Raw genomic sequence first — 23,436 nt, 5'->3', positions numbered from 1 at the left:
GATGGCTGGCGTCCTTTAGCGCCATGTTAAAATTGCCGGATCAGCTTCGGGGCGGAATCAGCAGCTCCACCAAGAAGGGGTGGATTGCGCTGAGCAAGCTAAGGCTCGCCGCTATCGGCCCGAAGCTGCCGTTCGTGCCCGGCGCAGCGGGCTACCGATTGCAGCCCTTTTCGACCCAATGTATCAACCGATGCCCGGCTTTTACGGCGCGGCATTTCATCGCCGCGCATCGCGCTTACGCCTTTGGCCAGAATTCCTAACTTCGCATATCAGGGCCTGTACAGACCCTGATATGGCCGCACGGAGTTTGGCGGTTTTCAACCCACTGCTTTGATTCCTGAACGAATTTTGCGTTCCATCAAAAAGTAAAGCGCCGCTGCGACACCGATAACCACAGCGCCGAAAAGCCACGGCACTTGCGATCCGGCGTGCAGATGCGCGGTCGGGTCCGTGTGGGCCATGGCAGGGCTGGCGACAGCGGTTGAGAGTACGGGTGCGAGATATTTCATGCTTCGATGTCTTTCTTCTTTTGTACGAGAAAGTCGCGCAGATCCTGCTTTGCTTTCTCGTCCATGGATACGTAAATCATGCTCATGTTGGTGCGTTCCCGGACCATCTCTCCTGGAAACGGCAGGTAGCTCAGCTCGCGCGAGCCAAATGACGGTGAGGCCGTGCCGACCTGCCAATCGGTGGTCAACTCAACGTCCACCAGCTTCAGGGCTTTTGCGCCGCCTTTGCCGGGTCGCTCAAAGGGGATACCAGCCAGCTTCAAATAGGTGGTCTTGTCCTTGGCCTGAATGAAACCATCAATGAATTGCGCCGCCAACACCTGCAAATCCGCCGCATCATCGTGGTGATGCATGTGGCTGTGCAGATGGTCCGCGTCATGCGGCTGGTTGTGGTCATGCGGGGGGTGGTGATGCCCGTGGTCATGGTCGTGGTGATGATGATCATGCGGCATGGCCCGCGCTCCTCTTGTACACGCTGATCATTCCCCCACCTTGTGCGGTTCCGGGTTCGACCAGCGCTTGCCCTCGAACTCGCCATGCGGCAGCGCCACCGGCTTGTCGATGTGCCGCTTGTGCGCGCCCAGCTTGCCATGCGCCACCAGCGAGCCCAGCACGTCCACGATCACCCGCGTGCCCATCAGAGCCGTGATGTCCGATGTGTCATAGGGCGGCGAGACCTCGACAAGCTCCAGCCCGCAGATGCCCTCGGCGGCGATGCCGGACGCCAGCGCCAGCGCCTCGCGCGGCAGGAAACCACCCGGCTCCGGCCAGCCCGTACCCGGGACGAACCCGCAGTCTATGCTGTCGATGTCGAAGGACATATAGACCATGTCGACGCCGTCCCAGGCCATCTCCAACGCCATCTCGATGGTCTTGTTGATGCCCATCTTCTCCATGTCACCCATGGTGATGATGTTGGTCTCGCGCTCGCGGGCGACCTTCACCGCCTCGCGCGGCACCTGCCAGCCACCGATGCCGATCTGCACGAGGTTCTTTGCGGGCACGTTCGGCAGGTTCGTCGAGTGGAACCATGGCGTGGTGTGCATCCGCTCGTCGAGGTCCTTCTCCTGAATGTCGGCGTGACGGTCGAAGTGAACGATGCCGATCTTCTTGGACGTGCATTCCGCGATGCCCCGTACACAGGGGAAGCCGATGGAGTGATCGCCACCGATCATGACCGGCAGGGAGCCGCTGGAGAACACGTGACTCACACCTCGAGAAATCTGGTCAAAGGACTTCTCAATATTCGCGGGAATGGTGAACACGTCCCCCGCATCGCAGAGCGTCATCTGCTCGCGCAGGTCGACGCCCATCTCGTAGTTATAGGGCGTATAAAGCGCCGAGATCTTCCGCACGCCCTGCGGACCGAAACGGGTGCCTGGACGATAGGTGGTGCCGCCATCGAAGGGGATGCCCAACACGGTCGCGTCATAATTCGCGACCTCGAGAACATCTTCGGTGTAAGGCGCCTTCAGAAAGGTGTTGATCCCGGCGTAATGCGGCAGCTCGCCTCGCGCGAAGGTCGGGATCGACTTGTCTTCGATGGTGTCCGCACCGGTCAGCCCCATGCGCAACGCCCATGCGCGCTCCTCGGCCCAGCGGCCTTCGGGCAGGTCGGCCTCTTTGCGCATTGCTTTCCAGCCCGCGAGCTTGGTCAGGTCCGGGTGGTGCTGACGCTGTTCACGCGTGACATGTCGGGCGCGAAGGCTGCGCGGGTCGCGTGCTTGCGCCTCGGCGCGGTGAATGTCAGAAAACATTTCTGTCTCCCAATCGGTTACCCCGTGAGGGGCGATATGATCCGGGCCTTGGCTGTCCCACGCGCGGGGCCCGGCGGCGCGCGTGGGTGTCTTTGGTCAGGCAGGTTCGAGCAGCCGTTCCGGGGCCGGTTCCGCCTGCGGCTTGAGCGAGGGATAGCGGTCGAGGATGTGCTGATACGGCATCCCCCCGTCCCGCGCGTCGAATTCATAAGTGATGGTCGCGCCGTACAGGCCCGGGTCCTGCGGGTCCCAGCGCGGCTTGTCGAAGACCAGCACGCGGTCGCCCAGCTTGAACGCTTCCTCCAGATCGTGACTGACCATGAAGACGGTCATCTTGGTCTCGGCCCTCAGTTCGGTCAGGAAATCGTGCATCTGAACCCGCGTCCCCGGATCGAGCGCGCCAAAGGGTTCGTCCAGCAGCAGTACGCGCGGCTTCGCCGTCAGTGCCTGCCCGATGGCGAGGCGTTGCTGCATCCCGCCCGACAGGCTCGCCGGGTATTGCTCTGCGACGTGGTTCAGCCCGATACGGGCGAGAATGGCATCCGCCCGCTCCCGGGAGGTACGTTTCGCAGCTCCGAACAGCCATCCGGAGGCCGTGTTGAACCCCTCGGCGGCGACGATGTTCTCGCGCACGGTCAGGTGCGGGAAGACCGAGTAGCGTTGAAAGACCACGCCACGCTCGCGCCCCGGCTCGACCGCGACGTCCCCGCCGTCCACGGTGATCGTGCCACGCACCGGGCGCTCATCCGCCAACAGCAGCCGCAAAAAGGTGGACTTGCCACAGCCCGAGGCGCCGACGATCGACACGAATTCGCCTTCCGACACGTCGAGGGTGACCCTTTCGATGATCGACCGGCCGCCGTAGGCCTGCCAGACATCACGGACCTGAATGAAGCTCATAGCCCTGCCTCCATCCACGGAAATGCCTTGCGCGACAGTTGCTTAAGTAGCCAGTCGAGCACAAAGGCCAGCAGGGTGATCCAGATCACGTAGGTCAGGATCACGTCCATCGCGAGGTAGCGGCGCACGAGAAAAATGCGGTAACCAAGACCGACCTCTGCCGCCACGGCCTCTGCCGCGATCAGGAACAGCCAGGCCGAGCCGAGCGTCAGCCGCACATTGGCGATAAGCCGGGGCAGCACCTGCGGCAGCGCCACCCGCGCCGCGATCACCCATGAGGAGGCACCCAGCGTCTGCGCCTTCACCAGCTGTTCATGCGGGATGTCCAGAACGCGCTGCGCCAGGTCCCGCGTCATGAAAGGCGTGATGCCGATGACGATCAGCACCACCTTGGAGGTCTCGCCCAGCCCGAAGACAATAAAGAGGATCGGCAGCAGCGCCAGCGGCGGCACCATCGACAGTACCGCGACAAAGCCCGACAGCAGCGAGCGGAACATCGGCAAGAGGCCGACCACCATGCCGATGACCAGAGACAGCGACGCCGAAATCGCAACGCCGCCCAGCAGCCGCGACAGCGACGCCCATGTGTCCTTCCACAACAGGATCTCGCCCGACCGGCGGTCACCTTCGGTGAACAAACGGACGGCAGTCTCCTGAATGGTGCTCAGCGCGGGCAGCAGCTTGTCCGCCGGGTTCGCCGCCAGCCGGATCTCGGACCCAGCCGCATAGGCGATCAACACCGCGACGAACGGCACCGCCGCGAGGAACACCGCCAAGGGGCGCGAGGGAGAGAGGTTGATCAGTCGCATGGGTAAGCCTTTCGCGACGCGCGCCCCCGATCGAGGGCGCGCAACCAGGTCACAGAGCGCCGTCCGCAGCCATCTGCATGTAGCTGGCGTCAAAGCGGAACATCACATTCGCGTCCGAGCCCGTGATCGTTCCGTCGGGGTATTCGATGCCCACGAAATCCGCCGATGGCGCGCCCTCGCCCAGGATACCCTTGTCGAAGAGGAACTCGGCGATCTCGATCATCGTCTCGGGCAGCGCCGACGACGACGCCTGCGCAACGGCTTCGGCTGGGTCGTAGAACATCTCGGTCGCGGCAAGCTGCGCCTGGTACCCGTCCAGATCGGTCCCCGAGGCTTCGGCCATGGCGGTCAGCACCGCTTCGTCGCCTGCGGCCATCAGGCCCATGACCTCGTACCACGCGCCCACGACGGCCTTGCCGAAGTCGGGGTTGGCCTCAAGCGTCTCCGTGTTAACCACCATCAGGTCGAGGATCTCACCGGGAATCTTGGAGCTGTCGAAGAGCACCTTGGCATCGGGGTTGGACGCGGTAATCTCGGAAACCAGCGGGTTCCAGGTCACCACCGTTTTGACGTCCTCGGTCGAATAGGCGGCAATCATGTCGGCGTCCGAGGTGTTCACCACCCCGTCGAGGTCACGCTCGGCCAAACCGGCGGAGTCCAGCGCCCGCGCCAGCAGATAATGCGAGACCGACAGTTCCACGAGGTTGACCTTGGTCCCGGCGAGGTCGGCCAGCGTCATGTCGCCCTTGGCGATCACCGCGTCATTGCCGTTGGAATAGTCACCCACGATCAGCGCGGTGGTGTCCACGCCGCTGCCTGCCGGGATAGACAGCGTGTCCATATTGGTCGCAGAGACACCGTCAAAGGCACCGGCAGTGTATTGGTTGATGCTTTCAACGTAGTCGTTGATCTGCACGATATCGACGGTGATGCCGTATTTCTCGGCCCACTTGTCCATAATGCCGCTTTCGTCGAGATAACCCCAAGGCATCCAGCCGACATAGATCGACCATGCGAGCTTGAAATCGGTCTTTTCCTGGGCCTGAGCCGGGAGGCTGCCCAGCAACCCAAGTGTCAATGCGGTGGCGGTCAGAAACTTGGCTTTGGTCATCGTCTTTCCCCATCGGTGCGTTCCGCTCGTTCAGAGTCGGCCGCGCCCCGCTGGCGGAACAAGGATATGGCGCGGGTCGGACCTGCGCAGTATGCCTCCCGGGATTTTGGCCCGCCGTGTGCCCCGCGAGAATTGGCCCGCCAGGTGGCATTTCTCGGACCGAACCTGACGGGATGGCCAGTGGAACCCTAAATGCCCTGCACGCCCATGCCACACCGACGGGTGGCCGGCAACAAGCCCCAGAACAGTTTCGCTGCCCCAAATTGTCAACGTGGAAGATGTTTGGGCAGCGCTCAAGTGCATTTGCCTTATTTTTGAGCGAAAGTTGTGGAAATTGTGGCCCTTTTGCCTGTTGCAAAGACCTACGCACCAGATGGCGCACTTGCTGCGCATCGCTGCCGCTCGCCCAGGACGCAGCGAAAGTCGCCTTCCCGCCGATTCTGTGGAAAAACACCCGTTCGAGAGCGCAGAATATCGACGGCTGAACGTGGTGCGAGCGCCTATCCCGTCAGGCGTTCCGCGGTCGCTGCGGTGCAGGAAGTATCTTGGCCAGTTTCCTGAGGTTCTGCGCGGTGGCGGCGAGGAGGAATTCGTCAGTTGCAGCGCATGGGCCACGTAATCGGAGCCTTCCGAGGCCGAGGAGGCGCTTGCAGTGCGCGAGAAGCATCTCGACCTTCTTCCGGATCTGCATGGAGATATCGTATTGCTTGGTCCTTAGGCTGAGGACCCATTGATTTTTGCTTCGCTGCGTGATTCACGGCTCAAAAAGTGAGCGGTGAACATATGTGATCCAATCAGGTTATCCGACGCGCAGATGGCGCGTCTTGAGCCCTACTTTCCCAAATCCCACGGCAAGCCATGTGTCGATGACAAGCGCGTTCTTAGCGAGATTATCTTCATCAATCGCAACGGCTTACGGTGGCGTGACGCGCCGAAGGAATACGGCCCACACAAAACGCTCTACAATCGGTGGAAACGCTGGAGTGACAAGGGCATCTTTGCCCAGATGATGGCCGGTCTGCCTGCTGATCACGGCGAACAGACGACGGTCATGATCGACGCCACTTACCTCAAAGCTCAACCGCCGGTCAGGTCAGCGACTACATCGGTGCCCGAGCGCTGCTGAGCAGCCTGCCAGATGTCGACTGGCTGCTTGGGGATCGCGGCTATGACGCTGATTGGTTCAGAGAAGCGTTTAAAGACAAAAGGGTACGCGCCTGCATCCCGAGTCGTAAGCAACGCAAGACAACAATCCGATACGACAAGCGGCGCTACGAACGCCGCAACGGCATCGAGATAATGTTCGGCAGGCTCAAGGACTGGCGGCGTGTCGCAACCCGCTATGACCGCCGCCCCGAAGTCTTCCTCTCCGCAATCGCCCTCGCTGCACTCGTCATCTACTGGCTATGAGTCCTGACCCTATGGCCGCGAGGGGCCGCCGCATGCGATCGTCCCGCAATGGCTCCAAAGAAGAAATCTTGCTTGAGAACTAAAAAGGCAAACGCACTTGGTATCCGGCGAAGAAGTTTCGGAACGTTACCCTGTGCAAGTTGACCGGCGCAACTCGTGATTGGGAGATTGATCAGGGTGTTGAGCTGATGTCTCAGTGAGGCGGATTCTGGCTGAAATAGGAAAGACAAAGATGTCGTGCAGGGATAGCGCACATAAGTGCTTGAGGAAGCAAAGTTGACATGCATGGAAATTTCAAGTCTTAATGAACAGATCATGATGAAAAGAATTTTCATTCTCTTTTTTTTGCTGTCGTCATGTATGGCTTCTGACGAAACAGGTTACGAAATCGCTTTTGCCGAAACATCTATAGAAGTCGTCCAAAAAATATGTGGAGTACCGGAGACTTTAAATATCTATCCTTTTACTCCAGAGGTAAGAGGGGAAATCGACAAAAGATATACGTTCTTTTTTGGAAAAAGTGTAGAAGGACGTACATTGATTTTTATAGGTGGGTTTGAAGATGGCTGCTTGCGATACGTATTGAGTGAAAGTCTCGTTGTATATAGCGTTTATGGGCTGACGAGTTTACTTGTTGACATTCCTGTTTTTTACGGGTTTCCACCTTTGCAAAGTTGGCTTTCACGCAAGCGCGAAGCGGGGGGAAACCTCGATGAGTATTTAATACTCTCGAGTAGAATTTTCAATTACGAACCCCCAGTTAGACGCGAGCTCATTTTCGGGCCGAAGGGTCTGGAAGTCGGCGCTGCCAGATTGGGTCAGCAGCGATCAATCGTAATTTCAGAGAGGTAGGTGTCACATCCCGGCAGGTAGTATGGCTGCTTCTTGAACAACTTCGGCTTTAGTTTGTGCCAGTCCTTCATGGCCTGCAAGGGCGTTTTGCTGCCCAAGGCTGACTGCGGGAGCTGCTGGTTGTAGAGCCAGACATAGCGGAGCAGCGTCGTTTCCAGCTCTTCGCCGGATTGGAAGTGGTGGCTTTGCAGCACCTCCTCGATGCGGCCATTGAATCTCTCGACCATCCCGTTGGTTTGGGGCGATTTTGGCGGGGGTGAGGCGATGGTCGATATCGAGTGCGGCGCAGAGTTTGTCGAACTCGTGCGCTCCGGTCGCGGCGCGTTTGCGTAGGCCGAAGAGGCGATCCGTGAACTCCTTGCCGTTGTCCGTAGGAATGGTGCGGATGGGCAGCGGGCAAACGCGTCCCAGGTCGCGTAGGAAGCGGCGGGCATTGGCTGCCGTCTTGGCATTGAAGACGCGGATAAAGACCCAACGCGTTGCTCGATCGATTGCAACGAAGAGATAGCGCCGCGAGGTCTCATCTGCCATTTGCGGCAGGTATTTCACATCGATGTGGATGTAACCGGGCTCGTAGGACTTGAGGGCGCTGTGCTTCGGCTTCCGTCCCTTGGCCTTGAGATCGCGCAGGTTTCCCACGCCATGCCGACGCAAGCAGCGGTCCAGGCCAGAGCGTGAGGCATTCGGGTTCAGGAACTCGCGCACCACAGCCAGTAGGTCATCGAGCGATACCAGAAGCGTCGTGCGCAGCGCCACAGCGACGGCTTCTTGCGCAGGCGTCAGAGTTGTCTGCAACCGATGTGGCATGTGGCTGCGATCCTCAACGCTGTCGCGGTGACGCCATTTATACACCGTCTGCTCAGTCGTGCCGAAGCGTTCCGCCAGGGCCGATGCTGGCTCGTCGCTCGCCTGGATCGCCGCCCTGACCTTTGGTGTCGTCGTCGCCTGCTTGTGAAGATGGATCAGCATGGTTGCGCCCCGTCCCGTTCGGCGGGAAAACAGTCCCCCGGACTATTTTCTGGTCCGCCGCACTCCCTCAGAATCGATCCTGCCGTGAAAAATGCAAATCGCCGAGAGTCTATGTGATCATCCGGGATGGAACAAATTGTTCATGCTCCTTTAAATTACGACAAGAGCCATATTGATAAAGAGATCGCAGAAATTAGCACCGAAAAGTACAGAAACTTCTCTGCACTTGTTGTTTCATTTGATAAGCACTTCGATGATACGAATATTATACTATCAATGTTGACGCCTCTTGATCTCATCCGAGCCAATATAAGGTACATTGTTAAAAAAACTGACCCTATAGATATAGCCGCAATAATTATCACACGCAGTCTCCCGTCTCTCTCAAGCAAATTTTACATATGTAAAGTGCCGCGCTTAAACAAGAAGTTTATTCAAACGGTCGTTTTTGTCACTCTCAATCTCCGTACGAACAATCAAGCTGTTAGCCGTTCCCAAAACCCATGACAAAACGTTTGGGATATAGGAGCGGTTTTGTCATGATAAGGCATGATCATTGGATATGCTCGCGTTTCAACCATAGACCAAAACCTTGACGCTAAGACCGACGCTTTGACAACGGAGGGGGCTGAACGTTTATTCTCTGAGAGAGTAAGCGGAGCCATCTGAGAACAACGCGGGCGAGAACACCGCGGGGCGACCGGGGCTGCCGTCATGCGGCGCGAGGTAGGTCATTTCCTTGTCCAGCCAGATCAGGAACGACCCGCGCTTGCGAAGCGACGCCGTGTAGATGGGCCAGTTCGTGATGCGGTAGCGGGCGGGTGCGGGCTTACTCCATGCACCTCGTCAAACCGCATGTATTCAATATGTGAATCCTCCGCAGATAGAGTTCAGCAACAATGCCGCCGAGCGATCGAATGGCAATGTATCTCCTTCAACGAGACCTGGCAAAGAGCCCGTGGGCAAGCTCAACATGGCTCACCCACGGGTCAGGTCATTCGGTGACGCAGGTGTAGCTCTCGGCGCTGTCGTGGTCGTTCGCCCCGTCCTTCAGTCGCGCGAAGGCAGGGTATTCGCACATTGGCCTGCTGCGTCCAGCCGTGTCGGGCGCGGCGTCGCTCATCACCATGTTTTCTGGGGGCTGGCCATCCTCCACCCAAGCCTCAAGGGCGTCGAGCGAGGTCCATCGCATCTGGAAGGCTCCGGAGCCGTGGCCAAAGCCGGGCACCAGCCAGAAGCGCATGAAGTCCCGGACCTGCTCCTCGCCATGCTCGGCGACGACCCGCTCGAACCAATCCACGGTATTGCCGAAGGGAATGGCGAAGTCGGTGGTGCCGTGCATCAGGAGGATCTTGCCACCCTTCGAGGTGAAGGGGGTGAGGTCGGCTTCGACCGCGTCAAGCTGCTCGGAAAGCTCGGTCAGGCGCTCGCTGTGTTGCGAGGCGTCGAACTCCAGCGTGTTGGCGTCGTCATCCTTCAGCACCGCATGGCGGATCATCGGGTCCGACAGCACGGCCAGACCGAAGTTCGCGACAGGCGAGGGCGGGTTGGTGGGCTCGGGCGACAGTCCCATGCCCCACAGCCCGTAGAGATCGGCACCAAGGTAGATCGGCCATTCCGAGAAGCCCTCGGCGCCGCCCTGAAGCGGCGGGGTCTCGGTGCGCGAGTTCAGCACTTCGAGCGCGGCGATCTGAGCGTCGCCGAGACATTTGCCGTCGGACCCGGTGCCGTCCTCGCAGCGCAGGGAGGTCACGTCGAAGGCCGCCTCGCAGCCGGAAATGTCGCCGATCAGCCCATCTTCGGCGCCGTCGAGCCCGTCGCAAGCCGCCATCACCGCGCCGTTCAGAAGCTCGACGTCCGCGGGCGACATGTAGGCGCCGGGCTGATAGAAGGCCTGGCCCGCGCGGTTGCCGGAGAGCTGGAGGCCGACGAAGCTGTTGGCCGGGTGGACGATGATCGCCCCGTCGTAGTCGTCGGGCCAGCGCTGGATCGCGATCATCGCTTCATGCCCGCCTTGGGACGTGCCTTGGAAATAGACATGCTCCGGCGCCGCATCGTCGTAGAAGGCCGAGATCAGGGCCATGGCCACGTCGTGGGTCTTCTTCAGCTGCTCGCCGCCGAAGTTGCGCAGGGCCTCCTCGTTTCGCAGGAATTCCGCGGTGATCCCCACGGACTGGTGACCGGAGTCGCTGCCCCAGGTCACGTAGCCCTTTGCAAGCGGGGTGGGGGTGTCCTCGGGGTTGAAGCGCACCTGGTCGAGGCCCGTGACCACGCTGCCGTTGTAGCCGCCGCCGCCGTAGTGCAGACCCTTGCCATTCCACTCGAGCGGCAGGTTGACTTGGAAGTTGATGTCGGGCGCGTCAGGATCGACGGGATCGATGGCCCCGGTCATTTCGCAGAAGGCTGCGGGCTCGGTCCGGTAGGTGGCAGTGGCGACATCGGCCCCGCCGCTCGGCAGGCCGATCTCCTCCGGGGTGATTGCCAGGCCACGCAGGGCGCCGCAGCGGGCGGCTTCGGGCGAGGCTTGCGCATAAGCGGTGGCTGGCACCGTCGCGGCGGCCAGCGCGAATATCAGTCGTTTCATGGTTTCCTCCTCCTTGGGGCAAGGCCAATACGGATCGGGGCTCCTGCGAGGCAGGAGGGGTGCGAGCTTCAGCCTTCCCTTGGGAAAAGAATAGATAGGCCGCTACGGAGAGCAATGTCCAAAGCGCGCAATTTCTTGGACTTTTCTATCCCGGATCGAAATCACAGGCGCCAGATAGAACGGGGTCCGCGTGCAACTGTTTCCGGTTGAGGCGCCGACCCGATGCGTGGGATTATGGCCGGGTCACCCGCGTCCACATTTTCCGACTGACAAGCTCGTCCCTGGAAAGGGAACGGAAATTCCCGTCATGGACGATGCTGACCGGTGGGCATGGCGGTAGCCTTCGACGGCCTCAACGACGAGGCCCGTGACATCCTGCTGATCTCCATCGAGACCGGCTGCCGCCAGGCGGAAATCCACGACCTGCCCTCCGACGCCATTGTGCTGGATGCGGTGATCCCGCACCTGCGGATCGCCTTCGAGGACGGCGAGGAGAAGCGGGAGGTCAAGAACACCTCCTCGGTCCGGCTCGTGCCGCTGGTCGGCGTGGCGCTGGCGGCCGCGCGGCGGCATCCGAACGGCTTCCCGCGCTATCGCTACAAGCGCAGCTACTCGGCGATCATCAACGGCTACCTGCGCGACAACGACCTGATGCCGTCGCCGAAACACACGGCCGGCGGAACGCGGCATACCTGGGAAAGCCGTCTGAAGGCGGCAGGTATTGCTTCGGATGATCGGGGAGAGATGATGGGCCACAGCGTGGCGTCGGCACGGAACCGGGAGATCTATGGCGACGAGATGCCCTTGGGGCGGAAGTTGGATCTGGCGAAGACGGTGGCGCTGGAGATGCCATGCCATTTGGATTGATCAAGCAGGTGGCAAGATAAATTTATGATCGCAGCAAGGTCTGCTATGCGGACAAAACTGTCATACGCGGGTGGGACGTCAATGACCGCTATCTATAGGGTTCTGTTCTTTTTCAATTCGTTGAAGGTCGCGCTTTTGCTTCCCACCAAGAATGCATTGCCTTGAACGCAGGCATCAGCCCGATAGCGACGTCGGTGGCGCTGTATTCCACCTTGGGGGGCACTTCAGCGTAGACCTTTCTGTCAACCAGACCATCACCTTCAAGAGCACGTAGCTGTTTTGTCAGCATCGTCTGCGTAATGTCTGGAATACCATGCCGAAGCTCTCCAAACCTCTTGGTGCCTTGAAAGATTAGTATCTGTAGTATCGACAGCTTCCACTTTCCACCGATCATTGCAAAGACCAGCGGTGCGGGGCAGAGGTTCAAATCGGAACCGTCGTTCATGAGAGACTCCATTAGTATCATTTTGATACCTAAGTATCAAAATTCTGCCTACTTTTCAAAGTAAATGTTTTGAGCAAATCTCAGCCCAAGAAACTGGATGGAGCTCTGAAAATGATAGAACCGGCCAAGAACTACCACGCGAGCATTTATGTACCCGCATCACAAGAAACCTGTTTCCAAGCGCTCGCGACCCAAATGGACAAGTGGTGGACGCAATCAGTGGACGGTAGCTTGACTAAGGTAGGCGACAAAGTAACCGCGCGATTTCCACCCGATTACGGGTACTGGACTTTCGAGGCAACGTCTTTCCAAAGGCCCTACCGGATCGAAATGGCATGTATAGATGCCCACCACAAAGTCGAAGGTCAGCCAGAGAAAATTGATCAGGAGTGGTTGGGAACAAAGGTTGTTTGGAGCATCAATAAAGTTGGGGACAATACTGAGATCCGGATGGTCCATGATGGCTTAACTCCAACACTTAACTGTTGGGAGATTTGCCTTGATGGATGGAACCAATTTTTCAAAGGCAGTCTAAAGGCATTCTTGAATGGCAATGAGCCAACTCCCCATTCCGCAGCATAGCGGACATTGGCGCACGGCGCGGAACCTGTAACCTTGGGCTCTCACCAGTCATTCGCCCCGGACGCCCATTACTGCGTCAATGGGGCAAACCAATGGTCAAGCTGCCTTGCGCGCCGCCATTTCCGCGATCTGCCGGGCGCGGGCCAGCACATCCTCGCGGGCCTCTAATTCAGCCAGTTCGGCCTCGAGGCGGGTGAACAGCGGGAGCGCCCACATCTCACCGCCCGCCAGTATGGTCGCCAGCTTGTCGCGGGCTTCGGTGAGGCGGACGATCTCCTGCTGATGCGCCTTTGCCGCCCCCGACGCCTGCCCACGCCCGGCAAGGCCGGCGGAACCGGGGCCTTGCGGTGGGAGAGGCCGTCGAGTTCCTCGAAAAGGAGAGCGGTGTCGACGAGACCCTCGCGCATGTCCTCGCTACAGCGATCTCGGAGATCCACAACGGGATCAAGGCCGGGACCTTCGAGGAGAAGGTCGCCATCCCGCAGGAGCGCCTGATCGGCTGTGCCGAGGCGTTCAACACCCACCGGCGGCTCACGCCGGAGGCAGAGGCGCACCAGGCCGCCCTCCCGCCGCTCGAGGAGCTGTGTCGTGCCGTCCGTACGGCCACCGACTTCGCTGAAGCGGTGAGGCTGAGCTTGCGGATGCTCGACCAAAAATGATCCGACGGCGCCCGCGTGGGCGCCGTTCCTTGAGGGGCCGCATGGTCCCGGCGCCGGGACTGAATCCCCCGGCGTTCGGCGCGCCGACGATAACCACCACGCCTTCGCTGCTACGAAGCTGCCGGCGCGCCATCACCTTCACAGGAGAAACCGATGAAATACTGCATCCGCGCCCGAGTCTGGCTGCACCGAAACCTCGTCCGCGTCGCGATTGTCGTGCTGTTGATCGTCCACGGCGCTCTGCTGATCTGGCCGGGCCAGTAGGTGAGGCGGGGTGCGAGCTGCTTGGCCCATCGGGATGCGCGGGAAGACCTAACTGCCGACGATATATCTTCGCGGGCGCAGGAAAATGTGGAGCAAAAAGTGGAGCAAAATCACGGGCATCTGCGAGCGCATCTCGCTGAAAAGCCTTGTTTTCTTGGGTATATGCGCATTACGCTTAGGTAAAAAATGGCGGAGAGACAGGGATTCGAACCCTGGGACCCCGTGAAGGGTCAACGGTTTTCGAGACCGCCCCGTTCGACCACTCCGGCACCTCTCCGCGGTCTGGGCCTGCGGTTTAGTTGCTTCGGCGAGGGCACGCAAGCCCGATTTGTGTCTTTCTGGCAAGACTTCGCGGCCAGTGCCTTGTCCCGGCTTGAGGGGTGGCATACCTCTGTTCCATGTCGGTATTTATAGGGACGCCCATGCTCAGAAAGACGCTGTTCGCCATTTTGTTCTGCGCGGCGCTTCCGGCGCGGGTTCTGGGTGCCGACCCCGCGCAGGTTGACGATTTCTGGGACGCATTGCGACTGGATGAAACCTTGGAGATCATGCGCGCGGAAGGGCTAGACTATTCCCGGACGCTCGCCGAGGGCATGTTGCCCACTGGTGCGTCCGCCACTTGGATGGGACAGGTGGACCGGATCTATGATCTTGATGAGATGCGCCGTCATGTCCGGACGTCAACGGAGCAGGTACTTGCCGAGGAGGATCTCGGGCGGCTGATAGAGTTCTTCAATTCCGACTTGGGGCAAGAGATCGTTTCGCTCGAACTGAGCGCGAGGCGGGCCCAACTCGATAAGGATGCCGAGGACGCGGCGAAACAGCGCTATCGGGATGCGGAGGCGGCTTTGGACCCTCGGGTCGAGATGGTGGGGCGGTTCATCGACGCGGGTGAATTGGTTGAGCGCAACGTCGTTGGGGGGCTGAACTCCAACTACGCGTTCTACACCGGGCTGATCGACAGTGAGGCGGAAGCGCTGAGCCTGACAGAGGAGCAAGCCATCACCGACGTCTGGGGCCAGGAGGGTGAGGTTCGCGAAGATACCGAGGAATGGCTCTATGCTTTCCTGATGATGGCCTATCAACCGCTCGACGATGCCGAACTGGAAGAGTACATCGCATTGCAAGAGTCTGATGACGGGCGTATCCTCACCCGCGCGCTGTTTGCGGGCTTCGATCCCATGTTTCAGCGTATTTCCTATGCGCTCGGGCTCGCGATCGGTCGTGCGATGGATGCGCAGGACCTCTGAGCAGGGTTGACACGCTCCTATGATCGGGTAGAAGCGCGGCTCCGGCTCGCACGAGCGTGACCGGTATTTCGACATGACGCCCGGCGACGGGTGCGCTGTCCGACGGTGGCCCAAGTGCCAAAACGCCCGGAAACGGGGACCAAAGGACGCGGCAACAAAAGGAAGATTCGCATGTTCGCGGTCCTGAAGACCGGTGGCAAGCAATACAAGGTTCAGTCGGGCGATACGCTCCGGGTAGAAAAGCTTGCAGCCGACGCTGGTGAAAAAGTCCAGTTCAACGAAATTCTCATGGTTAGCGACGACGATCTCGTTGTCGGTAGCCCGCTTGTCGCAGGCGCGGCCGTTCAGGCCGAAGTGATCGATCAGGTCAAGGGCGACAAGGTCATCAACTTCGTTAAGCGCCGGCGGAAGCACTCCTCCAAGCGCACGAAGGGCCACCGTCAGAAACTGACGCTGGTACGTATTACCGACATTCTCGCCTCCGGTGCCGATGCATCTGGTGTGAAGGCAGCTGTAGGTGCAGGTTCGGTTCCGGCGTCGCAAACGGCCACGACCGCTACTGCGCCCAAGGCGGAGCTCGCAACCGGTTCTGCGGATGACCTGAAGAAGTTGTCGGGCGTAGGTCCCGCTCTGGAGAAGAAGCTGCACGCCGCTGGCGTCACCAGCTTTGCCCAGATCGCGGCATGGACGCCGGAAGACGTTGCTGATATGGACGAAAAGCTTTCGTTCAAGGGCCGGATCGAACGCGAAGGCTGGATCGATCAGGCTGCGAAATTGGCTAAAGGCTAAGGAGAGACCGATATGGCACATAAAAAAGCAGGCGGTTCATCCCGGAACGGGCGCGACTCTGCCGGTCGTCGCCTTGGTGTGAAGAAGTACGGTGGCGAAAGCGTCACAGGTGGGAACATCATCGTGCGCCAGCGCGGAACGAAGTTCTGGCCGGGTGAGGGTGTCGGCATGGGCCGGGATCACACCATTTTTGCGACCGTCGAGGGCGCCGTGACCTTCCGTAAGGGGCTCAAGGGCCGCACGTTCATTTCCGTGCTCCCAGTGGCAGAGGCCGCAGAGTAAGCCGACCTTAAGGTTTAAGACACAAACAAGGGGATCGGCGCAACAGCCGGTCCCCTCTTTCGTTTCAGAGGCTGGATTTCGTATCGATCCCGGAGGGGCTTCCGTAGTGCCGGCGCGTTGCCGGACCGAAGCAGGGGAGGGACGGTGCGGGCGACCGGCTTCATGCTCTTCGGAGGAAAGCGCATGTCACTTGACGAAGTTTCGCGGCAAGCCGTGATCGAGACGGAACGATTTGACCTGCGCCCGCTGCGCCGTTCCGATGAGGGACGGATCACGCTTTATGCAAGCGATGAGCGCGTGGCGCGTATGACCAGTTCGATCCCGCACCCCTTTCCGCCCGGCGCGGCGGAGGCTTTCATCACTCGTTCCCTTGATCCCGAACGGGCCGAGGAAGTCTGGGCCATTGATGGCACCCGTGTCGGCGAAAGCGAGCTTATGGGGGTTATCAGCCTCAAGCTGATGGATCGTGCGCAGTGCGAGATCGGCTACTGGGTGGCACCGGCCTACTGGAATACAGGGCTGGCCTCTGAAGCGGTTCAGGCCTTGCTCGCGGCGAATCCCATGCGCTGCCAAACCATCTTCGCGAGCGTCTTTCAGGACAACGCGGCTTCGGCGCGGGTTTTGACGAATGCCGGCTTCTCCTATATCGGCGACGCGGAGACGTATTGCGTGGCACGCGATACCACCGTTCCGACGTGGACCTATTCGCGCCGTCTTGGCTGAAACGGACATGACTTCCTGCGGCGACGCTTGAGCCCGGGAGCGGAACGCAGTATCGCCTGCCTCTAACAACTTGCAGGGGCGACGCCATGAAATTTCTTGATCTGGCAAAGGTCTATATCCGGTCCGGCGGCGGCGGCGGCGGATCGGTGAGCTTTCGGCGTGAGAAGTTCATCGAATATGGTGGCCCTGACGGCGGCGATGGCGGCAAAGGTGGCTCCGTCTGGGCGGAAGCTGTCGACGGGCTCAACACCCTGATAGATTTCCGCTATCAGCAGCATTTCTTTGCCAAGAGCGGCCAGCAGGGCATGGGAAGCCAGCGGAATGGCCGTGATGGCGACAGTATTACCCTGCGCGTACCCGTCGGGACCGAAATTCTAGACGAGGATCAGGAAACTCTGATCGCCGACATGACCGAGATTGGCCAGAGTGTCCTGCTTGCCAAGGGCGGCAACGGCGGCTTTGGTAACCTGCACTTCAAATCTTCTACCAACCAAGCGCCGCGCCGCGCCAATTCCGGCCAACCCGGCGTCGAGCGTACACTGTGGCTCCGGTTGAAGCTCATTGCCGATGTCGGTCTTCTAGGATTGCCCAATGCCGGGAAATCAACATTTCTCGCGGCGACGTCGAATGCCCGGCCCAAGATTGCGGATTATCCGTTCACGACGCTTCACCCTAATCTGGGGGTCGTGGGCATTGATGGTGTCGAATTTGTGGTTGCCGATATTCCCGGGCTGATCGAAGGCGCGCACGAAGGTCGCGGGCTTGGCGACCTTTTCCTTGGTCACGTGGAGCGGTGTTCAGTGCTGCTGCATCTCGTTGATGGGACCGCGGAAGATGTAGCCGCCGATTACGCGACTATAATCGGGGAGTTGGAGGCGTATGCCGAGGAGCTTTCGCATAAGCCACGGGTGACGGTGCTCAACAAGGTGGACGCGCTTGACGACGATACCCGAGCGGAGCGCCTCGCGGCCCTCAAAGAGGCGAGCGGCGGGACGGTTCTGGCGATGTCTGGCGTCGCAAAGGAAGGCGTTCCGGAGGTGCTTCGTGCGCTCCGGGCACAGATCGACGAGGATCGCCTTCGCCATAAGCCCGACAGCGATGAGGAGGACGCAGCTTGGCAGCCCTGACGGCCGCCCGGCGGATCGTCATCAAGATCGGGTCCGCACTGCTCGTTGATCGGAATACCGGTGAGTTGCGCCGAGACTGGCTGACCGGACTGGCCGAGGACGTCGCTTGGCTCAAGCAAGGCGCGGATGTGGTGCTTGTGTCTTCGGGGTCCATAGCCCTCGGTCGCGGTGCGCTCGGTCTGCCGAAAACAGAGTTGGCACTGGAGCAATCTCAAGCGGCGGCCGCGGTGGGTCAGATCAGGCTCGCCCGCGCCTATGAAGAGGTTCTCGGGCCCCATGGGATAACGACCGCCCAAGTGCTCGTGACGCTGGAAGACAGCGCCAACCGGCGCCGATACCTCAACACCCGTGCGACGCTGGAGACCCTTCTCGGGCTTGACGCGGTTCCCATCGTCAATGAAAACGACACTGTCGCGACGGACGAAATCCGCTTTGGTGACAACGACAGGTTGGCGGCCCAGATCGCAGCGACCGTCGGAGCGGATCAACTGATCCTTCTCTCGGATGTCGACGGGTTTTATAGCGCGAATCCGGCGGAGGATCCTGCTGCCCAACGCTTTGACGTGATCGAGGAAATTACTCCCCAGATCGAAGCGATGGCCGGTGACGCCTGCTCCGGCCTGTCGAAGGGGGGGATGAAGACCAAACTCATGGCCGCCAAGACTGCCACCGCTGCGGGTTGTGCCATGGCGATAACCGAAGGATCGGTGGCGCGTCCGCTCCGCGCGCTTGAAAACGGGGCAAATGCCACTTGGTTTACCGCGCATCTCGATCCGCAGACAGCGCGCAAGCGCTGGATCGGCGCGATGAAACCAAAGGGGCAGGTCACGCTCGATGCCGGAGCCGCGCGCGCCTTGATGGAGGGGCGTTCTTTGCTGCCCGCCGGGGTGGCGAAGGTGAGCGGCCGGTTCGGGCGCGGGGAGCCGATTGCCATTCTGGGTCCTGACGGCCATCAAATGGGGATGGGGCTTTCGCGATATACGTCTACCGAAGCGGCCGCGATCCGTGGTCAGCGTTCGGATCGTATCGAGGAGATCCTCGGGTATCCTGGCCGCGCGGCGCTGGTGCATCGCGACGATATGGTGCTCTGACCCGAAACCGGCGCAAATTCGGCGTGCCCCATTGAGCGGATTGCCAAGAGCGGCTACATCGCGAGGACCCACCCGGAGGATCCCGCGATGAAAGACTTGACCGACATTCCCGCGCTCATGGCTGATATCGGCGCACGCGCAAAGGTAGCGGCCGCAGAGCTTGCCTATGCAGCACCGGAGCAGAAGCGCAAGGCGCTGGACGCTGCGGCGGATGCTGTCTGGGCTCGGCGTGCAGAGATCGTGGAAGCAAATGCAAAAGATCTGGATTTTGGCCGGGACAAGGGCCTGAGCGATGCAATGATGGATCGCCTTCTGCTCGACGAAGGGCGGATCGAGGGCATCTGTAGCGGGCTTCGCGCGGTTGCGGCGCAGCATGACCCTGTGGGCGAGGTGATCGCTGAGTGGGATCGACCTTCGGGCATCCACATCCGGCAGGTCCGCACTCCCCTTGGCGTTATCGGCGTGATCTATGAATCGCGCCCCAACGTGACCGCCGACGCGGGCGCGCTTTGTTTGAAGGCGGGGAATGCCGTCATCTTGCGGGGAGGGTCGGAGAGCTTTCATTCCTCCGGCGCGATCCACGCCTGCCTTTTGGAAGGGCTGCGTGCTACGGGGCTTCCCGAAGATGCCATCCAACTCGTCCCTACGCGCGACAGGGTCGCGGTGCAGGAACTGCTGACCATGACGGATACGGTGGATGTGATTGTGCCGCGTGGGGGCAAGGGGCTGGTAGGGCTGGTCCAGCGCGAGGCGAGAGTTCCTGTTTTCGCGCACCTAGAGGGGATCGTGCATATTTATGTCGATAAGGCTGCCGATGCGGTCAAGGCGCTGGACGTGGTGCTGAATGCGAAAACCCGGCGCACCGGCATTTGCGGCGCGGCGGAATGCCTTCTTATACACGAGGATGCGGTTGACACGATCGGGCAGGGCCTCGTGCGCGCGCTTTTGGATAAGGGCGTTCGCGTTCACGCCGACGGCGCCTTGCAACAGATCGACGGCACTGTACCCGCGACAGAGGACGATTGGGGGCGCGAGTATCTTGATATGGATATCGCGGCCAAGGTCGTGCCCGATCTCGATGCCGCGATTGCCCATATCCGGCGCTACGGGTCAAACCATACCGATTGCATTCTGACGGAGGACGATACCGCGGCTGCGCGCTTCTTCGAGCGTCTGGACAGCGCCATTCTGATGCGCAACGCCTCTACGCAGTTTGCGGATGGCGGGGAGTTCGGCATGGGAGCCGAAATCGGCATCGCCACCGGCAAGATGCACGCGCGCGGGCCCGTAGGCGCCGCGCAGCTGACGAGTTTCAAGTATCTCGTAGACGGGAATGGAACCGTTCGCGCCTAGAACGTCAGGCAGATCCAGGTCGGGTCCCGCTCGACACGGATTTGCCGATCGATGCGGGAGGCCACATCCGGGGCCAGTGCAAAGTGCACGATTGAGGCGCTGATCTCATGACCACCATCTGGGTCGGTTATCAGAACCCAGTGCCCATCCTCTTGCCGCATCTTCGGGGCGGTACCTTCCAGCTTCCAGCTCTCGCCATCGCGGGTCACGGTGCATTCACCGCCGAAGGGCATGGCAGTTTCGAAGCAAAGCAGCAGGAGGAAGGCGACGCGGGCCTCTGCTCTGGGCAGGTCGGTACCAACTTGCCAATTGATGCTGAAACGGCTTCCCTTGGACAAATCGGAGAGAATTCCCGCGATCTCACGACCACCGAGCATCTGGTCGGCATGGGCCACGCCAAAGGCTACACGAAAGAAACGGATCCGCGCGTTGGCATTCTCCACGCTTTCTGTGATCAGGGCCAACTCTTGCTCACCAGAGCTGCCTGCCATAGACATCAACTCTACACCATTGCTGATCGCGCCGATCGGGCTGATCAAATCGTGGCAGATACGCGACCCGACGAGCGCGACAAGGTTATCTTGCGTCTTTTCCATGGCAATCCTCGAAAGTTTTCCAAGTGGCCGATGATCTCAACAGCATGCTAGAACCCGGAATGCTGGTCCGCCATCCCGGTGCGCCTGAATGGGGCGTCGGGCAAGTACAATCACGGATCGACGGGAAAACAACGGTGAACTTCCGGGAGGCAGGCAAAGTGGTGATAGATGGCACACGTGTCATGTTGGAGCCGGTTTTTGACACGTAGATGGTTAACAGGACCTTAAGAATGCGAAGTGCCGTTCACAATCTCCGAACTGCGGGGCCCGTGCAATGAAGATGACAGGGGCGGGCTCGTTCGAGACCAGGCTCGCGCGCGGAGAGTCGGATTTTCTCGCGGCGCAACGCTTGCGATATGGCGTTTTCGTGGAAGAGCTTGGCGGGAATGGTCCGCATGTCGATCATGCCGAAAGGTTTGAGCGCGACGAATTCGATGCAGTATCCGAGCACTTGATCCTGGTGGACAAACACCGTGATCCCGGGGAGCTTGACCACGTGGTTGGGGTCTACAGGTTGATGACGGAGCGGGGCGCAAGCGCCGCAGGCCGGTTCTACTGCGACGACGAATATGACCTGAGTCCACTGCGCCAATCTGGCCGACGACTGCTCGAACTTGGTCGTTCCTGTGTCCATCCGGAATATCGCGGCGGCACGGCGGTGCATCTGCTTTGGAACGCGCTTGCGGCCTATGTCCTCGCGAAGGACATCGAAATACTCTTTGGCGTCGCGAGTTTTCACGGCACTGATATCGACGCGCTGCGTGCGCCGCTTTCGCTTTTGCACCATAGGCATCTGGCTGCGCCCGAACTGCGCCCTAGGGCTCTCAAATCCGCCTTTCGGACAGAGGATTTGCTTTCCGATGAAGAAATTGATCGGCCGGCCGCGATGCGTGAGGTTCCCTCTTTGATCAAGGCGTATCTCCGCTTGGGCGGAGTGGTGGGCGAGGGGGCATTTATCGACCGCGCCTTCAACACCACAGACATTTGCCTGATCCTGGATACGGCCCAGATGAACGAGGTGCAGTCGAAAATCTACACCCGAGGCGTCAAGTGACGACTTGGCGACCGGAGGAGGGGCTTCCCGCTCCGAGGTTTGGCGCGCGGGAATGGCTACGGGTGGTCCGCCGGGGAGTACCTGTCGCTGCCTTGGTCACGGCGGGCTTTCTTCTGATGGTACTTTCACGCCTCATAGAGCGGCCCATATTTGGGGCGCGCCGCCCAGTGACCCCCTTCCTGACCCAAGGCGTGTCCCGGAAAGTATTTCGCCTTATCGGAATGCGCCATATCTCTCACGGTCAGCCATTGCGCGGACGGGGTGCGGTCGTGGCCAACCACGTGTCATGGCTGGATATTTTTGCCCTCAACGCCCGCAAGAACATTTACTTCGTTGCCAAGGCGGAGGTTGCCTCATGGCCGGCGATCGGACCACTGGCGCGGGGCACCGGCACGGTTTTCATTCGACGCGAGCGGACGGATGCCAAACGGCAGGAGGCCGTATTTCGGGAAAGGCTCGACGCGGGGCACCGTCTGTTGTTTTTTCCCGAAGGCACCTCGACGGATGGGCTGAGGGTGCTGCCGTTCAAGCCGACGCTCTTCGCAGCATTCTTTGCCCCGCATCTCCGGGACAGCCTTCAGATACAACCCGTTACGCTCGTCTACCACGCGCCCGAGGGCGAAGATCCCAGATTCTATGGATGGTGGGGGACGATGGATTTCGCCTCTCATCTGCTCAAGGTGTTGGCTGCTCGGAAACAGGGACGGGTGGAAGTCATATACCATCCACCGGTTTCTGTCGCCGACTTTGCCGACCGCAAGGTTCTGGCGGCAGAAATGGAACTCTGCGTTCGTTCCGGGTTGGAGGGCGCGTTAGCCCCTCATGCGCGCAAGTAGCGCCTTGAGTGCGGCAACGGGATCGTCTCCGCCCCATATCTCCTCGCCAATCCCGAAGAAGTCGGTAAACGGAGCAAGTTCGCCCACAATCTCTGGCGTTAGGGCGCCTTCGGCGACCACGGGAACCTCGATCATCTCGGACCACCAACTGAACAGGTCCGCCTCCGCTTTGGCGCCATCTCCAAGCGCCGAGGCACCGGCTGGCCCAAAGCTGACATAGTCCACGCCTGCTTCCGCCGCACTTATCCCATCATGGCGCAAGGCACCGCAGAAGGCACCGACGATTGCATCATCGCCCAACGCAAGACGCGCCTTGCGTACTGTGCGGGATCCATCGGTGAGGTGAACACCGTCGAGACCATGGCGTTCGGCAAGGAGGAAATGGGTATCCACCACGAGGGCTACGTCCCGCGCATGCGTCACCTCTCGACAGGTGTCAGCAGCGGCAGCGATACGGTCTTCGTCGCGTGTGCCGAGGGCCAAGCGCACACAGGCGATTTCGACGGCATCAAGAACCGCAGCGAGCCTGTCTGGGAAGATAGACAGGTCTATCTCCGGCGGGGTGATGAGATAAAGGCTCGGCTGCTCGGATTCGGCCATTGTTGCTGGTCCTCTTT

25 protein-coding genes, 1 tRNA gene, 4 pseudogenes and 1 riboswitch are annotated in these 23,436 nt (G+C 60.2%); of the genes and pseudogenes, 16 read left to right on the top strand and 14 right to left on the bottom strand.

Annotated features, from left to right (window positions below; all coding sequences use genetic code 11):
* Positions 1 to 317: 317 nt before the first annotated feature.
* The 7 genes and pseudogenes from BM234_RS09010 to BM234_RS08980 all read right to left on the bottom strand — a co-directional run.
* A complete protein-coding gene (locus BM234_RS09010; RefSeq protein WP_092063541.1) occupies positions 318 to 509 on the bottom strand; it encodes a hypothetical protein in 192 nt (63 codons plus the stop codon).
* Positions 506 to 961 (bottom strand): hypothetical protein, encoded by a 456-nt coding sequence (locus BM234_RS09005; protein WP_092063538.1) that lies wholly within the window; start codon positions 959 to 961, stop codon positions 506 to 508. Before BM234_RS09005 ends, BM234_RS09010 begins: the two co-directional genes overlap by 4 nt.
* 27 nt (positions 962 to 988) lie before the next feature.
* On the bottom strand, positions 989 to 2,266 hold the full coding sequence (locus BM234_RS09000; RefSeq protein WP_092063535.1) for an agmatinase family protein: 1,278 nt from the start codon (positions 2,264 to 2,266) through the stop codon (positions 989 to 991).
* Positions 2,267 to 2,362: 96 nt separating this feature from the next.
* Positions 2,363 to 3,166 carry an ATP-binding cassette domain-containing protein gene (locus tag BM234_RS08995; protein ID WP_092063532.1) on the bottom strand — a complete coding sequence of 268 codons (804 nt, stop codon included), beginning with the start codon at positions 3,164 to 3,166 and terminating at the stop codon, positions 2,363 to 2,365.
* Positions 3,163 to 3,975 (bottom strand): ABC transporter permease, encoded by an 813-nt coding sequence (locus BM234_RS08990; RefSeq protein ID WP_092063529.1) that lies wholly within the window; start codon positions 3,973 to 3,975, stop codon positions 3,163 to 3,165. The genes BM234_RS08995 and BM234_RS08990 overlap by 4 nt, the downstream gene beginning before the upstream one ends.
* Before the next feature lie 49 nt (positions 3,976 to 4,024).
* Positions 4,025 to 5,086 carry a putative urea ABC transporter substrate-binding protein gene (locus BM234_RS08985; protein WP_092063526.1) on the bottom strand — a complete coding sequence of 354 codons (1,062 nt, stop codon included), beginning with the start codon at positions 5,084 to 5,086 and terminating at the stop codon, positions 4,025 to 4,027.
* A 93-nt stretch (positions 5,087 to 5,179) separates the two neighbouring features.
* Positions 5,180 to 5,289: riboswitch (guanidine-I (ykkC/yxkD leader) on the bottom strand.
* 305 nt (positions 5,290 to 5,594) lie between these two features.
* Positions 5,595 to 5,798 (bottom strand): annotated as a pseudogene (locus tag BM234_RS08980) (transposase); the annotation flags it as partial.
* 102 nt (positions 5,799 to 5,900) lie between these two features.
* Here BM234_RS08980 and BM234_RS08975 point away from each other — a divergent pair.
* Positions 5,901 to 6,496, top strand: a pseudogene (locus BM234_RS08975) (transposase).
* Positions 6,497 to 6,811: 315 nt separating this feature from the next.
* On the top strand, positions 6,812 to 7,348 hold the full coding sequence (locus BM234_RS17280) for a hypothetical protein (protein WP_139226790.1): 537 nt from the start codon (positions 6,812 to 6,814) through the stop codon (positions 7,346 to 7,348).
* Here the strand turns inward: BM234_RS17280 and BM234_RS08970 are convergent.
* Positions 7,315 to 8,317: pseudogene (locus BM234_RS08970) on the bottom strand (IS481 family transposase). The gene BM234_RS17280 and the pseudogene BM234_RS08970 sit on opposite strands and share 34 nt — an antisense overlap.
* 549 nt (positions 8,318 to 8,866) lie before the next feature.
* Here BM234_RS08970 and BM234_RS08965 point away from each other — a divergent pair.
* On the top strand, positions 8,867 to 8,986 hold the full coding sequence (locus BM234_RS08965) for a recombinase family protein (protein WP_092063524.1): 120 nt from the start codon (positions 8,867 to 8,869) through the stop codon (positions 8,984 to 8,986).
* 6 nt (positions 8,987 to 8,992) lie between these two features.
* Here the strand turns inward: BM234_RS08965 and BM234_RS17275 are convergent.
* Together BM234_RS17275 and BM234_RS08960 are read right to left on the bottom strand one after the other, a co-directional pair.
* A pseudogene (locus BM234_RS17275) lies at positions 8,993 to 9,124 on the bottom strand (IS5/IS1182 family transposase); the annotation flags it as partial.
* A 187-nt stretch (positions 9,125 to 9,311) separates the two neighbouring features.
* A complete protein-coding gene (locus tag BM234_RS08960; protein ID WP_092063521.1) occupies positions 9,312 to 10,901 on the bottom strand; it encodes a tannase/feruloyl esterase family alpha/beta hydrolase in 1,590 nt (529 codons plus the stop codon).
* Between the two features lie 330 nt (positions 10,902 to 11,231).
* Between BM234_RS08960 and BM234_RS08955 the strand changes: the two genes are divergently transcribed.
* Complete coding sequence (locus BM234_RS08955; protein WP_092063518.1) at positions 11,232 to 11,768, top strand: site-specific integrase; 537 nt, start codon at positions 11,232 to 11,234, stop codon at positions 11,766 to 11,768.
* A gap of 112 nt (positions 11,769 to 11,880) precedes the next feature.
* Here the strand turns inward: BM234_RS08955 and BM234_RS08950 are convergent, their stop codons facing one another.
* Entirely contained in the window at positions 11,881 to 12,213 is a 333-nt protein-coding gene (locus BM234_RS08950) for a winged helix-turn-helix transcriptional regulator (protein ID WP_217645964.1), read from the bottom strand.
* A gap of 111 nt (positions 12,214 to 12,324) precedes the next feature.
* On the opposite strand from BM234_RS08950, the gene BM234_RS08945 reads away from it, so the two are divergent.
* A complete protein-coding gene (locus tag BM234_RS08945) occupies positions 12,325 to 12,795 on the top strand; it encodes an SRPBCC family protein (protein ID WP_092063514.1) in 471 nt (156 codons plus the stop codon).
* Between the two features lie 347 nt (positions 12,796 to 13,142).
* Complete coding sequence (locus BM234_RS08940) at positions 13,143 to 13,454, top strand: hypothetical protein (RefSeq protein WP_092063511.1); 312 nt, start codon at positions 13,143 to 13,145, stop codon at positions 13,452 to 13,454.
* A 451-nt stretch (positions 13,455 to 13,905) separates the two neighbouring features.
* On the opposite strand, the gene BM234_RS08935 is transcribed toward BM234_RS08940, so the two are convergent.
* Positions 13,906 to 13,995: transfer RNA gene (locus BM234_RS08935), tRNA-Ser, on the bottom strand.
* A gap of 145 nt (positions 13,996 to 14,140) precedes the next feature.
* On the opposite strand from BM234_RS08935, the gene BM234_RS08930 reads away from it, so the two are divergent.
* From BM234_RS08930 to BM234_RS08900, 7 genes are all read left to right on the top strand, one after another.
* Positions 14,141 to 14,968 carry a DUF2059 domain-containing protein gene (locus BM234_RS08930; RefSeq protein ID WP_092063509.1) on the top strand — a complete coding sequence of 276 codons (828 nt, stop codon included), beginning with the start codon at positions 14,141 to 14,143 and terminating at the stop codon, positions 14,966 to 14,968.
* 171 nt (positions 14,969 to 15,139) lie between these two features.
* A complete protein-coding gene (locus BM234_RS08925; protein ID WP_092063506.1) occupies positions 15,140 to 15,757 on the top strand; it encodes a 50S ribosomal protein L21 in 618 nt (205 codons plus the stop codon).
* 12 nt (positions 15,758 to 15,769) lie between these two features.
* Positions 15,770 to 16,039, top strand: a complete 270-nt coding sequence (gene rpmA, locus BM234_RS08920; RefSeq protein ID WP_092063503.1) for a 50S ribosomal protein L27 — start codon at positions 15,770 to 15,772, stop codon at positions 16,037 to 16,039.
* A gap of 183 nt (positions 16,040 to 16,222) precedes the next feature.
* Positions 16,223 to 16,762, top strand: coding sequence for a GNAT family N-acetyltransferase (locus BM234_RS08915; protein WP_092065126.1), 540 nt, complete (start codon positions 16,223 to 16,225; stop codon positions 16,760 to 16,762).
* A gap of 86 nt (positions 16,763 to 16,848) precedes the next feature.
* Positions 16,849 to 17,889 (top strand): GTPase ObgE, encoded by a 1,041-nt coding sequence (obgE, locus tag BM234_RS08910; RefSeq protein ID WP_092063500.1) that lies wholly within the window; start codon positions 16,849 to 16,851, stop codon positions 17,887 to 17,889.
* Positions 17,877 to 18,980, top strand: coding sequence for a glutamate 5-kinase (proB, locus tag BM234_RS08905; protein ID WP_092063497.1), 1,104 nt, complete (start codon positions 17,877 to 17,879; stop codon positions 18,978 to 18,980). The genes obgE and proB overlap by 13 nt, the downstream gene beginning before the upstream one ends.
* A gap of 87 nt (positions 18,981 to 19,067) precedes the next feature.
* Positions 19,068 to 20,333 carry a glutamate-5-semialdehyde dehydrogenase gene (locus tag BM234_RS08900; RefSeq protein ID WP_092063494.1) on the top strand — a complete coding sequence of 422 codons (1,266 nt, stop codon included), beginning with the start codon at positions 19,068 to 19,070 and terminating at the stop codon, positions 20,331 to 20,333.
* Here the strand turns inward: BM234_RS08900 and BM234_RS08895 are convergent.
* Complete coding sequence (locus tag BM234_RS08895) at positions 20,330 to 20,929, bottom strand: histidine phosphotransferase family protein (protein WP_092063491.1); 600 nt, start codon at positions 20,927 to 20,929, stop codon at positions 20,330 to 20,332. The genes BM234_RS08900 and BM234_RS08895 overlap by 4 nt on opposite strands.
* A gap of 44 nt (positions 20,930 to 20,973) precedes the next feature.
* Here BM234_RS08895 and BM234_RS08890 point away from each other — a divergent pair, with 44 nt between their 5' ends.
* The 3 genes from BM234_RS08890 to olsA all read left to right on the top strand — a co-directional run bounded on the left by BM234_RS08890 (position 20,974) and on the right by olsA (position 22,819).
* Complete coding sequence (locus BM234_RS08890; protein ID WP_092065123.1) at positions 20,974 to 21,138, top strand: DUF3553 domain-containing protein; 165 nt, start codon at positions 20,974 to 20,976, stop codon at positions 21,136 to 21,138.
* Positions 21,139 to 21,203: 65 nt separating this feature from the next.
* Positions 21,204 to 21,983, top strand: coding sequence for an L-ornithine N(alpha)-acyltransferase (gene olsB, locus BM234_RS08885; RefSeq protein ID WP_425439239.1), 780 nt, complete (start codon positions 21,204 to 21,206; stop codon positions 21,981 to 21,983).
* Positions 21,980 to 22,819: a lyso-ornithine lipid O-acyltransferase gene (gene olsA / locus BM234_RS08880; protein WP_245752559.1), complete on the top strand. Its 840-nt coding sequence runs from the start codon at positions 21,980 to 21,982 to the stop codon at positions 22,817 to 22,819. The genes olsB and olsA overlap by 4 nt, the downstream gene beginning before the upstream one ends.
* Here the strand turns inward: olsA and BM234_RS08875 are convergent.
* Complete coding sequence (locus BM234_RS08875; RefSeq protein ID WP_092063488.1) at positions 22,796 to 23,419, bottom strand: thiamine phosphate synthase; 624 nt, start codon at positions 23,417 to 23,419, stop codon at positions 22,796 to 22,798. The two genes, olsA and BM234_RS08875, sit on opposite strands and share 24 nt — an antisense overlap.
* Positions 23,420 to 23,436 lie beyond the last annotated feature (17 nt).

Origin of the sequence: Poseidonocella pacifica, from assembly GCF_900111875.1 — a bacterium.
In the GTDB taxonomy this organism is placed as follows: Bacteria; Pseudomonadota; Alphaproteobacteria; order Rhodobacterales; family Rhodobacteraceae; genus Poseidonocella; species Poseidonocella pacifica.
Note: the sequence above shows the minus strand (reverse complement) of the source record. Positions and strands in the feature narration are given on the sequence as shown.

What these genes read in the sequence shown, in the direction of transcription:
- BM234_RS09010 (WP_092063541.1), bottom strand. Translation starts at nt 509, where the DNA reads ATGAAATATCTCGCACCCGTACTCTCAACCGCTGTCGCCAGCCCTGCC.
- BM234_RS09005 (WP_092063538.1), bottom strand. Translation starts at nt 961, where the DNA reads ATGCCGCATGATCATCATCACCACGACCATGACCACGGGCATCACCAC.
- BM234_RS09000 (WP_092063535.1), bottom strand. Translation starts at nt 2,266, where the DNA reads ATGTTTTCTGACATTCACCGCGCCGAGGCGCAAGCACGCGACCCGCGC.
- BM234_RS08995 (WP_092063532.1), bottom strand. Translation starts at nt 3,166, where the DNA reads ATGAGCTTCATTCAGGTCCGTGATGTCTGGCAGGCCTACGGCGGCCGG.
- BM234_RS08990 (WP_092063529.1), bottom strand. Translation starts at nt 3,975, where the DNA reads ATGCGACTGATCAACCTCTCTCCCTCGCGCCCCTTGGCGGTGTTCCTC.
- BM234_RS08985 (WP_092063526.1), bottom strand. Translation starts at nt 5,086, where the DNA reads ATGACCAAAGCCAAGTTTCTGACCGCCACCGCATTGACACTTGGGTTG.
- BM234_RS17280 (WP_139226790.1), top strand. Translation starts at nt 6,812, where the DNA reads ATGATGAAAAGAATTTTCATTCTCTTTTTTTTGCTGTCGTCATGTATG.
- BM234_RS08965 (WP_092063524.1), top strand. Translation starts at nt 8,867, where the DNA reads ATGATCATTGGATATGCTCGCGTTTCAACCATAGACCAAAACCTTGAC.
- BM234_RS08960 (WP_092063521.1), bottom strand. Translation starts at nt 10,901, where the DNA reads ATGAAACGACTGATATTCGCGCTGGCCGCCGCGACGGTGCCAGCCACC.
- BM234_RS08955 (WP_092063518.1), top strand. Translation starts at nt 11,232, where the DNA reads ATGGCGGTAGCCTTCGACGGCCTCAACGACGAGGCCCGTGACATCCTG.
- BM234_RS08950 (WP_217645964.1), bottom strand. Translation starts at nt 12,213, where the DNA reads ATGAACGACGGTTCCGATTTGAACCTCTGCCCCGCACCGCTGGTCTTT.
- BM234_RS08945 (WP_092063514.1), top strand. Translation starts at nt 12,325, where the DNA reads ATGATAGAACCGGCCAAGAACTACCACGCGAGCATTTATGTACCCGCA.
- BM234_RS08930 (WP_092063509.1), top strand. Translation starts at nt 14,141, where the DNA reads ATGCTCAGAAAGACGCTGTTCGCCATTTTGTTCTGCGCGGCGCTTCCG.
- BM234_RS08925 (WP_092063506.1), top strand. Translation starts at nt 15,140, where the DNA reads ATGTTCGCGGTCCTGAAGACCGGTGGCAAGCAATACAAGGTTCAGTCG.
- rpmA (WP_092063503.1), top strand. Translation starts at nt 15,770, where the DNA reads ATGGCACATAAAAAAGCAGGCGGTTCATCCCGGAACGGGCGCGACTCT.
- BM234_RS08915 (WP_092065126.1), top strand. Translation starts at nt 16,223, where the DNA reads ATGTCACTTGACGAAGTTTCGCGGCAAGCCGTGATCGAGACGGAACGA.
- obgE (WP_092063500.1), top strand. Translation starts at nt 16,849, where the DNA reads ATGAAATTTCTTGATCTGGCAAAGGTCTATATCCGGTCCGGCGGCGGC.
- BM234_RS08900 (WP_092063494.1), top strand. Translation starts at nt 19,068, where the DNA reads ATGAAAGACTTGACCGACATTCCCGCGCTCATGGCTGATATCGGCGCA.
- BM234_RS08895 (WP_092063491.1), bottom strand. Translation starts at nt 20,929, where the DNA reads ATGGAAAAGACGCAAGATAACCTTGTCGCGCTCGTCGGGTCGCGTATC.
- BM234_RS08890 (WP_092065123.1), top strand. Translation starts at nt 20,974, where the DNA reads ATGCTAGAACCCGGAATGCTGGTCCGCCATCCCGGTGCGCCTGAATGG.
- olsB (WP_425439239.1), top strand. Translation starts at nt 21,204, where the DNA reads ATGAAGATGACAGGGGCGGGCTCGTTCGAGACCAGGCTCGCGCGCGGA.
- BM234_RS08875 (WP_092063488.1), bottom strand. Translation starts at nt 23,419, where the DNA reads ATGGCCGAATCCGAGCAGCCGAGCCTTTATCTCATCACCCCGCCGGAG.